The sequence below is a fragment of the Corallococcus terminator genome (genome assembly GCF_049194865.1).
In the GTDB taxonomy this organism is placed as follows: domain Bacteria; phylum Myxococcota; class Myxococcia; order Myxococcales; family Myxococcaceae; genus Myxococcus; species Myxococcus terminator_A.
Map to the genome: position 1 here is coordinate 388,245 of NZ_JBLZWL010000002.1, position 12,624 is coordinate 400,868.

Genomic DNA, 12,624 nt, shown 5'->3' on the forward strand with positions numbered 1-12,624 from the left:
AAAGCCAGGGGACCGGCCGGGCGTCCCGGGTTGGTGGAAGGGCGCCCACCGGACGGAGAAAGACGTTAGAAGCACAGCCCCCCTCTTGAGTCCCACCGTGAACGTCCACGAATCCGCCCTCCTCGAAGACCTGAATCCTCCCCAGCGCGAGGCCGTGCTGCACCGCGAGGGCCCGCTCCTCGTCCTGTCGGGCGCCGGCAGCGGCAAGACGCGCGTCATCACCCGTCGGGTGGCGCACCTGGTGAAGGTTCAAGAGGTCTTCCCGTGGCGCATCCTCGCCGTCACCTTCACCAACAAGGCGGCGCGGGAGATGCGCGAGCGCCTGGTGCAGTTGCTGGGGCGTCAGGCGAACGACCTGGTGGTGAGCACCTTCCACTCCGCCGCGGCGATGATTCTGCGGCGTGAGGCGGAGCATGTGGGGCTCACCCGCTCGTTCGTCATCTATGACGACGGGGACCAGCTCAACGTCGTGAAGCGGGCCATGCGGGAGGCGGGGCTGGAGCAGTCCATGCAGCCGCGCGAAATCCTCAGCCGCATCGACCAGGAGAAGAACGCGGCCCGGCTGCCCGAGGACATGGAGGTGGCGCCTGGTGACGAGCGCGGCCAGCTGGTCCACAAGGTGTACCGCGCCTATCAGGACCGCCTGCGCGCGGCCAACGCCGTGGACTTCGGCGACCTGCTGCTCCTCCTGGTGACGCTGTTCCGCAAGCGGCCGGAGGTGCTGGAGAACTACCGGCGCCGCTTCCACCACGTGCTGGTGGACGAGTTCCAGGACACCAACCCGGTGCAGTACGCGCTCCTGCAGCAGCTGGCGCCGCCGCCGTCGGCGAACCTGGTGGTGGTGGGCGACGACGACCAGTCCATCTACCGCTGGCGTGGCGCGGACGTGGACAACATCCTCAACTTCCCTCGCGAGTACCCGGGCGCGAAGGTGGTGAAGCTGGAGCAGAACTACCGCTCGGACCGGAACATCCTGGACGCGGCCTACGAGGTCATCCGGAAGAACACGCGGCGGATGGAGAAGAAGCTGTGGTCGGACCGGCCCGCGGGCCAGACGCTCCAGCTCATGCTGAACCGCGACGAGCGGATGGAAGCGCAGGAGGTGGCGCGGCAAATCCTGGCGCTCCAGCGGGAGGGCTTCATCAAGTACTCCAGCATGGCGGTCTTCTACCGCGTCAATGCGCAGAGCCGAGTGCTGGAAGAGGGACTGCGCCTGGCGCGCGTGCCGTACACGCTGGTGAGCGGACGCAGCTTCTATGACCGCGCGGAAGTGCGGGACGCGTCCGCATACCTGCGGCTGATGGTGAACCCGCGCTCGGACGCGGACCTGCTGCGCATCATCAACACGCCCGCGCGCGGAATCGGCGACACCACGGTGGAGCGGGTGACGGACCACGCCAACACCCAGGGCCAGAGCTTGTTCGAGGTCCTCGCCGAGCCCGAGCGCATCCCCGCGTTGAACAGCACGGCGGTGAAGCGGCTGCGCACGTTCCACGCGCTGCTGAAGTCGCTGAACGCCTACGCGGAGGGAACGACGGACGCGGCGAGCGCCGTGGACGAGATGCTGCGCGAGACGAAGCTGGTGGACACACTCGTCGCGGAGGGCAGCGACGAGGCGACGACGCGCGCGGAGAACCTTCGCGAGTTCCTGGGCGCCGCGCAGGAGTTCGACCTGAACCGCGCGGCCGCCGCTGTGGCCGCCGCGGCCAATCCTCCGCCGGAGGTGCCGCCCGAGGTGGACGCCGCGCCGCTGTCGGCGGACACGCCGCCGCTCCAGGCGTTCCTCGAGCAGATTTCGCTGGTGGGTGACGCGGACGCGGAGGTCGGCGAGGGGCGGGTGGCGCTGATGACGCTGCACGCGGCCAAGGGCCTGGAGTTCGACGCGGTGTTCCTCACGGGCCTGGAGGACGGCGTCTTCCCGCACTCGCGCGCGCTGAAGGGCGAGGACCCGGACAACGGGGAGGAGATGGCCGAGGAACGGCGCCTCTGCTACGTGGGCTTCACGCGTGCGCGCAAGCGGCTCTTCGTGAGCCTGGCGCAGTGCCGCTCGCTGTTCGGCGAGCTGCGCTACAACCAGCCCAGCCGCTTCCTTAGAGACGTGCCGCCCAAGCTGTTCGGCATCAGCGAGCAGGACATCCCGGAGCCGTCTCGGCCCGCGCCCATGGCCCCCCCGCGAAAGCGGACCTGGGACGAGGACGACGGGCCGCGCATCGACCGCTCCTACTCGCAGGCGTCGGACATGGACGCGGTGAGCGGGGACGTGCGCGGCATGCGTGTGCGACACGAGCAGTTCGGCGTGGGCCGCATCGTCGCCACGGATGGCTCGGGGCCGAATGCCAAGGTGACGGTGGAGTTCGGCGGCGCCGTGGGACTCAAGCGCGTCATCGCCCGCTTCCTGATGCCGGGATAGCCAACGTCGCGTCGAGAACCGTCACGGCCCGCGCTCAGGGTTCCGGTGGGCGCAGCTTCCACGACAGCACCCGCCCGTCCTGGCCGAGCACGAACACCTGCTCACCCAGGACCACCGGCCGCGAGCGCAGCGCAGTGTCCGTGCGCAGGGAGAACGCGCGCTCCCACGTGGGCCGCTTCAAGGCCACCAGCCGTCCCTGTCGTCCGTGGGTGGGCACCAGCACCAGGTCGCCAGGGGCTTCCGCCACGCTGGTGGTGAGCACGTCCGGAAGTCCCACCCGCGCCACCTCCTTCCCGTCCTCTGGGGAGAGCGCCACCAGCACCGAGGCGTCCTCCACGCGCGCGCCCACCCACAAGAGGCCCAGGGCCAGGGAGGGTGGGCTGGTGAGGTCCTTCGCGGGGCTCTGCTCCCACAGGGGCGCGCCATCCCGGGCCTTCAGGGCCCAGACGCGCTTGTCTCGCGTGCTGACGAAGAGGACCTCTCCGGAGACCTCCATGCCCAGCACGCCCCGGACCTCCTGCCGCCAGACCCGGGCCCCATCCTCCGAGGACAGGGCCACCAGCCCCACATCCCCGAGCGCCACCACGAGCCGCCCATCCACGAGGACAGGGGAGGGCAGCCCGCGACGGGCGTCCAGGTGGGCTTCCTCTGCCTTGGGTGGGGGCAACCTCCACCGGACCTTCCCGGTGTCCACCGCGTGTGAACGCACCGCGCCATCCGGGGCCACCACGTAGACGGAGGCTCCGTCGGGAGAGGCGACGAGGGGCGTGAGGACCGGGGGCTCTCCGGTGAGTCGCCAGCGCTCCGCCCCATCCGCGAGGGCCAGGCGCACCAGGTCCCCCGCCACGGTCCCGACGATGACGCTGTCTCCGGCCACGACGGGCCGCGTCGCCACTTCCCGTCCGAGCGCCGCCCGCCAGACCACCGCCCCGGTCCGGTCCAGGCGCAGCACGGCGCCGGCCTCGTTGCCGGTGAGGACCCCGTCCGGCAGGGGTGTCAGTCCGGCACGGGAGGATGCATCCGTGGAGTACCGGAAGGCCGTTTCCGCGGGCTCCCGGCACCCCACGGCCATCACCAATGTCAGGGCGAGGGCGGGGGCGAGGTGCCTGCATGGACACGCGCGGGGCGACATGGTTTGGAGGATGGCGTAAGGAAGGAAGTTCGACCATGCCTACGATTCGTGACGACGAGATTCCCAGCGCCACCGGCATCCCTTCTGGAGCCCGGCGGACGGACTTCGTCCCGCCCCCCACGCTGGCGGTGACCGAAGAGCTGCTGCACGCCTTGCCCAAGACGGACCTGCATTGCCACCTGGATGGCTCGATGCGGGTGAAGACCATCCTCGAGCTCGCCGAGCAGCAGAAGGTCAAGCTGCCCTCGGACACCGTGGACGGACTGGCCAAGGCCATCCACATGGGTGAGGTCTGCGAGAGCCTGGAGGAGTACCTCGTCGCGTTCGACGTGACGCTCTCCGTGCTCCAGACGGCGGAAGCCCTCTACCGCGCGGCGTACGAGCTGGCGGTGGACGCCGCGGCGGAGAACGTGCGGTGGCTGGAGGTGCGCTACTCGCCCGCGCTGCACCTGCAGAAGGGCCTGAAGATGACCACCGTCATCGACTCGGTGCTCGAGGGCCTCCGGGTGGCCAAGCGCGAGACGGGCATCAAGTGCGGCGTCATCGTGTGCGGCATCCGCCACATCAATCCGCAGACGTCCATGCGGCTGGCGGAGCTGTCGGTGGCCTACAAGAACCGGGGCGTCATCGGCTTCGACCTCGCGGGCGCCGAGGCGAGCTTCCCGGCCAAGGACCACAAGGATGCCTTCCAGCTCATCCTGAAGAACAACGTCAACTGCACCGCCCACGCCGGCGAGGCGTATGGCCCCGAGTCCATCTCCCAGGCCATCCACAACCTGGGCTCGCACCGCATCGGCCACGGCACGCGGCTGCGCGAGGACGGGGACCTGCTCAACTACGTCAACGACCACCGGATTCCGCTGGAGGTCTGTCCCACGTCGAACGTGCAGACGGGCGCGGTGTCGAGCCTCTCCGCCCACCCGCTGAAGTTCTACTTCGACTACGGCCTGCGGGTGACCATCAACACCGACAACCGCCTCATCACCGACACCACGGTGACGAAGGAGCTGTGGGTGGCCCACAAGGAACTCGGCCTGTCGCTGGATGACCTGGCCACCATCATCGTCTCCGGCTTCAAGAGCGCCTTCCTCCCGTTCCGCGAGAAGCAGGACATGCTGCGGCTGGTGAACGAGGAAATCGCCACCACGCTGGCCGCCTTCGACAAGAAGCGGCATGTGCCCGTGAAGCAGCCCGCGTGATGACGTAGCCTCCGGTGCGTGCGCGGCGTCATCGGCCACGCACCGGTGTCCATACCGGAGGCTCTCACGGGCCTCCGGTGCCGTGGACCGCGAAGGAGGCGCACGTGGACCTGGAGCTGGGTGGCAAGGTGGTGTTGGTGACGGGCGGCTCGGATGGGCTGGGGGCGGCGGTGGCCCGACGGCTCGTTCGGGAAGGGGCCAAGGTTGCCCTGTGTGCCCGGGGCACGGAGCGGCTGGAGGCCACGGCCGCCGCTCTGCGCGCGGAGGGCGGTGACGTCCTCGCGGTGCAGGCGGACGTTTCCAAGGCGTGGGAGGTCGAGCACTTCGTGGACGCGGCCCATGCGCGGTGGGGGCGGGTGGACGCGCTGGTGAACAACGCCGGCACCGCCGCGGCCCGGCCGTTCGCCTCGGTGACGGACGCGGAGTGGGAAACCGACCTCCAGCTCAAGCTGTTCGCGGCGGTGCGCGCATCTCGACACGTGCTGCCGCACCTGAGCGAGGCGGGCGGCGGGTCCATCGTCAACGTGCTGTCGATTGGCGCGAAGATGCCGGGGGCCCAGTCGACGCCGTCCTCGGTTTCACGCGCGGCGGGAATGGCGCTGACGAAGGCGCTGTCGAAGGAACTCGGGGCGAAGAACATCCGCGTGAATGCCGTGCTCGTGGGCATCATCGAGAGCGGCCAGTGGGTGCGTCGGGCGCAGGAGCTGGGCAAGCCGGTGGAGTCGTTCCAGGCGGAGATGGCGCGCAACGCGGGCATCCCCCTGGGACGGATGGGGCGCCCGGAGGAGTTCGCGGACGTCGTCGCCTTCCTGCTGTCACCTCGAGGTGGCTACATCAGCGGCACGGCCATCAACGTCGATGGCGGCTTGTCCGGGGCGGTGTAGGCCCCGGCGTGTCGAAGCGAGAGGGGCGCGCCGCTCGTGACGGCGCGTCCGTGAAGAAGGCCGTGTCAGGCCCCAGCACCTCTGGCGTCGTTGCGCGGTGAGGATGGCTTTCGAGCCGTCCGGCGACCGCGGCTGCTGACCCAAGGTCCACCATCTCTCTTCGCCACGTCTCCCCGAGCCGCTCGTCCGCGAGCACCGGGGCATTCCCTGAGTTGGGTCATGCAGCCGAAACTGAATCGGCTCCTGCGGGCGCTTGCCCGCGAGGGGCTCGAGGTGACCTATGACGGTCACCTCTACACCGTGCGCCTCCACGGTGACGCGAACGCGCCACCCGCCGAGGTGCTTCTTCCCCCGGACCTGCCCGTCGAGGGCAAGGCCTTCCAACAGCTCGCACAGCTCGCCGCCCTGAAGCACCCGGGCGGTGGCGAGGTGCTGCGCGTGCGCGCCACCCCTGACTTTCACCCGGGAGACTCCGGCGTGGCCATCGGCTCGGTGCTGCACACGCGGGGGCTCGTCGTCCCTGGCGCCGTGGGCACCGACATCAACTGCGGCATGCGCTTGCACGTCGCGGACCTCTCCGTGGAGGACTTCCTGGCGCGACGTGACGACTTCGTCGAGCGCATGAAGGGCCATTACTTCTTCGGCACGAGGGACGTGGCGATGTCCTCGCGAGCGTCCACGGCCCTGCTGCGCGACGGCATCCCAGGCTGGCTCCTGGAGACGCTGGACGCGCCGCTGGGCTGCGCGAAAACAGCGGACCTGGGGCAGCTCGACGCGGAGGTGGGCCGCATCCACCTGGGCGGCGCGCTGCGCGGCAACCCGAGCTGGGCACCGGACGCCCTCACCCGCGAGGGCGTGGTGCGCGACGCGGGCCTGGGCACCATTGGCGGAGGCAACCACTTCGTCGAGGTGCAGCGCGTGGAGGCTGTCGAGGACCGGGCGCGCGCCTGGGAGTGGGGCGTCCGCGAAGGGCAGCTGGCGTTCATGATTCACACCGGCAGCCGCGACGTGGGCAAACACGTCGGGGTGGCCTGGCGTGAGCGCACCCGCAAGGCCTGGCCCCAGGGGGCTCCCTTCCCGGAGAGCGGCATCCTCCCGCTGGCGGACGAGGCGCTCGTCGCCGGCTACCTGGAGGCCGAGGCCACCGCCGCCAACTACGCCTTCCTCAACCGCCTGCTGCTCGCGGAGCTGTTGCGACAGACGCTGCGCGAGCTGTTCGGCGACGTGGAGGCCCCGCTCGTCTACGACGTGCCGCACAACCTCACCCTCCCGTACGAGGGGGGCTGGTTGGCGCGCAAGGGGGCCTGCCCCGCGGGCGCCGAGCAGCCCGTCATCATCCCCGGCTCCATGGGCGCCACGTCCTTCCTCATGGTGGGGTGCGGCGACGCGCGGGCGCTGGAGTCCGCGTCCCATGGGGCGGGGCGGGCGCGCTCGCGCTTCTCCCTGTCACGGGGTGGGGCGGACCAGAGCGAGGCGGCGCTGGGGCTGAAGGGCGTGGACTGCATCACCCTGCGCTCGGAGCGGCGCGTGGAGGAGGCCCCCGCCGCCTACAAGCCCATCCGTCCGGTGGTGGATTCGCAGGTGAAGGCCGGCATCGTCCGCGAAGTGGCGCGCCTGGCGCCGCTGCTCACCTTCAAGGCGTGAGCCTGTCGACGACTGGGGGACGGTGCGGCGCCATTTCTCTTGGTGCCCGCCCCGTCTCCTGGTTGGAATACGCGCCGTCCTGGGCCGTGGGCCCACGCACCCTTCACGTGTCACGGGAGCTGGAAACATGGAGAACACATACGGAGCCCCCACGGGAGATGGCTTCCCTGGCGCGAACCCGAAGGAGGCCGTGTCCCTGCCGGCCATCCTCCTGATGGTCACCTCCGCGGTGACGTTCCTGTGGGCCCTCACGAACGTGGCGTCGCCCGTGGGTCCGGAGCAGCTGGAGCAGATCTACAACGACCCGAACCTGGCGCGGTACCGGGACGCGCTGGACCAGAACAGGGAAACCATCGAGTGGTTCGTCTCGGTGGGCGGCCGGCTGGTGATGTTCGGCCCGGTCCTCCTCCTCAATGCGCTGACCTTCTTCGGCGCGCTGAAGATGCGGCAGCTCCAGAGTCGCGGACTGGCCATGGCGGGTGCCATCGCGTCGCTCGTGCCATGCTGTGGCACCTGTGGCTGTCTGGCGCTGCCCATCGGCATCTGGGCGCTGGTGGTGCTGGCCAAGCCCGAGGTGAAGGCCGCCTTCAGGTAGACGTCATCGCTCCGGAGCTCGGCTCGCGCCGCGAGGCGACCACTGGCTTGCGTTTCTGCATCCGCACGCAAGCCAGCTGCACCCGTTGCGTCAGCGGCCGCCTGGCCGGGTGCAGCGACACGTAGCCCCGGTGCCGGTAGAAGTCCTCCGCGTTGAGGCTGGCATCCAGGCCCAACAGCGGCGTGCCGCCACCCCAGGCCACCGACTCCAGCGCGGCGAGCAGGCGGGAGCCGACGCCGTGGCCCACCTCGTCCGGCACCACGTAGAGGGCCTCCAGCTCTCCAGCGCGGCAGTCGAGCTGGCCGAAGCCCACCAGGCGCCGGCCTCGCTCCGCCACCAGCACCGTGCGAGGCCGGTCCGGCCGGAGATAGCCCTCCGGCCGGAGCAGGCTCACCCAGGTGTTCAGCTCATCGGGGGCATAGACACCCTGGCACAGCGTCTCCACCGCCTCGGTGTGGACACGCCACAGCGCGCGACGGTCCGAGTCGCACGCTGGCCGCAGGTGAAGTCCCCCCGATGAGACCATGACCGCCTCACACCACTTTCATGCCCTTGGGAATCACAACGACTCCGTCCGGCGTGACGTGGAAGCGCCGTTTGTCCTCCACCGGGTCGTAGCCAATGGTCGTCCCCGGCGGAATCTCCACGTTCTTGTCGATGATGGCCTTCCGGATGCGGCTGCGGCGGCCGATGGTGACGTTCTCGAAGAGGATGGACGCCTCCACTTCCGAGTACGAGTTGACGCGCACCTTCGGGGACAGCACGGAGCGGTTCACGTGGCCGCCGGAGATGATGCAGCCCTCCGCCACCAGCGAGTCCGTGGCGTGGCCCACCCGCTCGTTGTCCGCGTCCGCGAAGACGAACTTGGCTGGCGGGTAGTTGTTGGACTGCGTGTGGATGGGCCAGCGGTCGTTGTACAGGTTGAAGATGGGGTCCACCTCCACCAGCTCCATGTTGGACTGGTAGTAGATGTCGATGTTCCCCACGTCCCTCCAGTAGCCGCGCTCCTTGCCCTCCTGCCCGGCAATCTCGTTCTGGGCGAAGTCGTACACGTACACCGGCGACGTCTTGTACAGCTGGCTGATGATGGACTTGCCGAAGTCGTGAGCGCTCGTCTCGTTGGCCGCGTCGCGCACCACCTCCTGCACCAGCACCTCGGTGGTGAAGAGGTAGTTGCCCATGGAGGCCAGGCACATCTTCGGGTTGCCCGGCATGGGCGGCGGGTCCTTGGGCTTCTCCAGGAACGCACGCATGCGCCCGTCGGGACCCACGTCGATGATGCCGAAATCGCGCCCCTGCTCAATCGGGACGGGGATGGCCGCCACGGTGCACGCGGCCCGCTTGGACACGTGGAAGTCGAGCATCTGCCGCGTGTCCATGCGGTACACGTGGTCCGCGCCGAAGACGAAGATGAAGTCGGGCTCCTCGTCGGTGATGATGTTGAGGTTCTGGTAGATGGCGTCGACGCTGCCTTTGTACCAGTCCACGCCGGTGCGCATCTGCGCTGGCACTGCCTCCACGTAGTGTCCCAGGAAGGCCGACATCCGCCAGGCGCGGGACAGGTGGTTGTTGAGCGAGTCGCTCTTGTATTGGGTCAGCACCTTGACCCGGTAGACCCCCGAGTTGGTGAAGTTGGAGAGGGCGAAATCGATGATGCGGTAGCGTCCCCCGAAAGGGACGGCGGGCTTGGCCCGCTCACGGGTGAGGGGCTCGAGGCGCGTACCCGCGCCGCCCGCCAGAATCATCGCCAGGACTTTGGACATAGTTGGCCCGGACGTTAGTCCGCCCCCCTCGGGCGACAAGGCCGCCGAGGCCTGCTCGGTTGCCTTCGTTGAGTGCCCAACCGCCCGGCCACGTCCTTCTCACCGGGCAGGACTCCCCAGATGTGGGACATGGTCGCCGTCCGGCCGCTCCCGAGAGCGCCAGGAAGCACGGTTCCCGCTGGGGTTACTTGGCTTCCGAAAAGGGGGTCGTGTTAGTCTTGGCGGCGATGTCAGGCGACGAAACGCGCGTCACCAAGATTTCCTCCCTGGATCTGCGCTCCGAGCGCAGCGCCGAGTGCTGCCTCGTCCAGATTCACGGCCCGGAGCTCGGCAAGAAGTACCTTGTCGACTCCGAGCTGACCATTGGCCGGGAAGAGGGCAACCACATCGTGGTGGACCTCGACAATGTCTCCCGTCGGCACGCCCGCGTGAAGAGCATGGGCGGCAAGATGATGGTGGAGGACCTGGGCTCCACCAACGGCACCTACCTGAACGACCTGGAAGTGCTCCAGGCCCAGTTGCTGCGCAACGGCGACCTCATCAAGGTGGGGGGCTCCATCTTCAAGTTCCTCAATGGCGACAACATTGAGTCGCAGTACCACGAGACCATCTACACGCTGACCATCGCGGACGGCCTCACCGGCGTGAACAACAAGCGCTTCTTCCTGGAGTACCTCGAGCGGGAGATGGGCCGCTCCAGCAGGTACCAGCGCACGTTGTCGCTGATGATTTTCGACATCGACCACTTCAAGCAGATCAACGACGTCCACGGGCATCTGGCCGGGGACTACGTGCTGCGGGAGCTGGCTCAGTCCGTCAAGCGGCTGGTGCGCCGTGAGCAGTGCTTCGCGCGCTACGGCGGCGAGGAGTTCGCCGTGGTCATGCCCGAGGACGGGCCGGACAAGGCGCGCCTGTTCGCGGAGAAGATTCGCAAGCTCATCGCGGAGAAGGCCTTCGTCTACGACGAGAAGGAGATTCCCGTGACCATCTCCATCGGCGTGGCGGAGATGACAGCCGACATGGCGGAGCCCACCCACTTCATCAAGGTGGCGGACGCCAACCTGTACAAGGCCAAGAAGACGGGCCGAAATCGGGTGGTGGGCTAGTCATGGCGCAGGGCGAGCAGGGGCCGTCCATGCTGGCGCGGCTGGTGCTCGTGCTGCTCGGGCTGGGCTTCCTGGGCGCCGCGTGGGTGTGGAGCCACCGCTCCGAGCCCTGGGCGGGGCAGATGGTGGACCGCGCCCGCGAGACGGTGGAGCGGTAGGTCCGCCAGAAGCTCCGCTCGTCCCCGATTTCCCGCTGACCGCGCTTCGCCCTGGACGCTGTCCGAGGCTGGGAGTGTGCCCGGGCTCGCCGTCACGGCGTGCTCGGAGGTGTCCGGGTTTCGCCAAGGCCCCGTCAGAAGCATGAGAGGGTGATGCCATGACGAAGTCCGAGGATGCCGTGGGTGGAGCGCCTCCCCTGGCGGGACGCAGGGAGTGGATTGGGCTGGTGGTGCTCGCGCTCCCCACGCTGCTCATCTCGGTGGACGTCAGCGTGCTCTACCTGGCGCTGCCGCACCTGAGCGCGGAGCTGGGGGCGAGCAGCGTCCAGCAGCTGTGGATCATGGACATCTACGGCTTCATGCTCTCCGGCCTGCTCGTGACGATGGGCACGCTGGGGGATCGCATCGGCCGGCGCAAGCTGCTGCTGATAGGCGCGTCGGCCTTCTGTCTCGCCTCGGTGGCGGCGGCGTACTCCCGCACCCCGGAGATGCTCATCGCCTCGCGGGCCGCGCTGGGCATGGCCGGCGCGACGCTGATGCCCTCCACGCTGGCGCTCATCAGCAACATGTTCCAGGTGCCGAGGCAGCGCTCGCTGGCCATTGCTGTATGGCTCAACTGCTTCCTCCTGGGCATGGTCATCGCGCCGCTGCTAGGTGGGCTGCTGCTGCAGCACTTCTGGTGGGGCGCCGCGTTCTTGATGGGCGTCCCGGTGATGGGGGTGTTGCTGGTGGCGGCGCCGCTGTTGCTCCCCGAGTACAAGGACCCCTCGGGAGGTCGCGTGGAGCTGACCAGCGTGGCGTTGTCCCTGGCCGCGATTCTCCCCACCGTCTACGGCCTCAAGCAGTTGGCCCGGTATGGCTGGCATCCGCTGCCCGCCGCCGTGCTGCTGGGAGGACTCGCCCTGGGCGTGGTGTTCGTCCGGCGGCAGGGGAGGCTGGAGCATCCCCTGTTGGACCCCCGGCTGTTCGCGAACCGTGCGTTCAGCGCCACCCTGGTCATCATGCTGTTCATGGCCGTCTGCTCGGGCGGGATGGCCTTGCTCGTCCCCATGTACTTCCAACTGGTGGCGGGCCTGTCGCCCCTGGATGCCGGGCTGCGGATGGTGCCGCAGATGGTGGGGATGATGGCGGGCTCGCTCCTGGGGCCCTTCATCATCCGGAAGATGCGCCCGGGCTTCGTCATGGCGGCGGGGCTGATGTTGTCGAGCCTGGGCTATGTCGTGATGACCCAGGCGGACAGTGTGAGTGGAGGCCTGTTGCTGGTCGTCGGCACTGTCATGGCGGCCATCGGCTTCGCGCCCATGGCCGTCCTGGGCACGGACCTGGTGGTGGGCTCGGCGCCCCCGGAGAAGGCCGGCTCCGCGGCCTCGACTTCGGAGACCGCCAATGAGCTGGGCTTCGCCCTGGGCGTCGCGCTGATGGGCAGCCTGGGCACCTTCATCTACCGGAAGCGGATGGACACATTGGTGATGCCCGACGTCCCGGTGGAGGTCGCCGACCGTGTCCGCGAGAGCCTCATCGGCGCGGCGGCCGTGGCGCCCTCGCTACCGACCTCGCTCCAGGCGTCCCTGCTGGTGCCCGCGCGGGAGTCCTTCACCCTGGGCCTCAACACCGCCGCGGCGATTGGAGCCGTGGTGTTCCTGGCGCTCTCGGTCCTCGCGGCCGTGACGCTGCGGAACGTTCGTCCGGGGCACCACACCGGAGACGGGTGACGCGCCGCCCGTCGTGGGGCG

At 69.0% G+C, this 12,624-nt stretch carries 11 protein-coding genes; 8 read left to right on the forward strand and 3 right to left on the reverse strand.

Annotation, left to right across the window (positions count from 1 at the left end):
* The first annotated feature begins 85 nt into the window (after window positions 1-85).
* The gene (locus ACN469_RS03755) at window positions 86-2,410 is read left to right on the forward strand and encodes an ATP-dependent helicase (RefSeq protein WP_498764165.1); all 2,325 of its coding nucleotides are present in this window, start codon (window positions 86-88) and stop codon (window positions 2,408-2,410) included.
* Between the two features lie 34 nt (window positions 2,411-2,444).
* On the opposite strand, the gene ACN469_RS03760 is transcribed toward ACN469_RS03755, so the two are convergent.
* Window positions 2,445-3,482 (reverse strand): outer membrane protein assembly factor BamB family protein, encoded by a 1,038-nt coding sequence (locus tag ACN469_RS03760; RefSeq protein ID WP_498764167.1) that lies wholly within the window; start codon window positions 3,480-3,482, stop codon window positions 2,445-2,447.
* Between the two features lie 95 nt (window positions 3,483-3,577).
* On the opposite strand from ACN469_RS03760, the gene add reads away from it, so the two are divergent.
* The 4 genes from add (at window position 3,578) to ACN469_RS03780 (ending at window position 7,864) form a co-directional block, all read left to right on the forward strand.
* On the forward strand, window positions 3,578-4,741 hold the full coding sequence (gene add, locus ACN469_RS03765) for an adenosine deaminase (RefSeq protein ID WP_498764169.1): 1,164 nt from the start codon (window positions 3,578-3,580) through the stop codon (window positions 4,739-4,741).
* Window positions 4,742-4,845: 104 nt separating this feature from the next.
* The gene (locus ACN469_RS03770; protein WP_498764171.1) at window positions 4,846-5,625 is read left to right on the forward strand and encodes an SDR family NAD(P)-dependent oxidoreductase; all 780 of its coding nucleotides are present in this window, start codon (window positions 4,846-4,848) and stop codon (window positions 5,623-5,625) included.
* Window positions 5,626-5,844: 219 nt separating this feature from the next.
* Entirely contained in the window at window positions 5,845-7,269 is a 1,425-nt protein-coding gene (locus tag ACN469_RS03775; RefSeq protein ID WP_498764172.1) for an RtcB family protein, read from the forward strand.
* 127 nt (window positions 7,270-7,396) lie between these two features.
* Window positions 7,397-7,864: a hypothetical protein gene (locus tag ACN469_RS03780; protein WP_498764174.1), complete on the forward strand. Its 468-nt coding sequence runs from the start codon at window positions 7,397-7,399 to the stop codon at window positions 7,862-7,864.
* On the opposite strand, the gene ACN469_RS03785 is transcribed toward ACN469_RS03780, so the two are convergent.
* Window positions 7,857-8,390 carry a GNAT family N-acetyltransferase gene (locus ACN469_RS03785; protein ID WP_498764176.1) on the reverse strand — a complete coding sequence of 178 codons (534 nt, stop codon included), beginning with the start codon at window positions 8,388-8,390 and terminating at the stop codon, window positions 7,857-7,859. The two genes, ACN469_RS03780 and ACN469_RS03785, sit on opposite strands and share 8 nt — an antisense overlap.
* 7 nt (window positions 8,391-8,397) lie before the next feature.
* Window positions 8,398-9,627 carry a glucose-1-phosphate adenylyltransferase gene (gene glgC / locus ACN469_RS03790; protein ID WP_498764178.1) on the reverse strand — a complete coding sequence of 410 codons (1,230 nt, stop codon included), beginning with the start codon at window positions 9,625-9,627 and terminating at the stop codon, window positions 8,398-8,400.
* A 227-nt stretch (window positions 9,628-9,854) separates the two neighbouring features.
* Between glgC and ACN469_RS03795 the strand changes: the two genes are divergently transcribed.
* The 3 genes from ACN469_RS03795 (at window position 9,855) to ACN469_RS03805 (ending at window position 12,603) form a co-directional block, all read left to right on the forward strand.
* The gene (locus ACN469_RS03795) at window positions 9,855-10,733 is read left to right on the forward strand and encodes a diguanylate cyclase (RefSeq protein WP_498764180.1); all 879 of its coding nucleotides are present in this window, start codon (window positions 9,855-9,857) and stop codon (window positions 10,731-10,733) included.
* 2 nt (window positions 10,734-10,735) lie between these two features.
* Window positions 10,736-10,891: a hypothetical protein gene (locus ACN469_RS03800; protein ID WP_253997458.1), complete on the forward strand. Its 156-nt coding sequence runs from the start codon at window positions 10,736-10,738 to the stop codon at window positions 10,889-10,891.
* Between the two features lie 158 nt (window positions 10,892-11,049).
* A complete protein-coding gene (locus ACN469_RS03805) occupies window positions 11,050-12,603 on the forward strand; it encodes an MFS transporter (protein WP_498764183.1) in 1,554 nt (517 codons plus the stop codon).
* Window positions 12,604-12,624 lie beyond the last annotated feature (21 nt).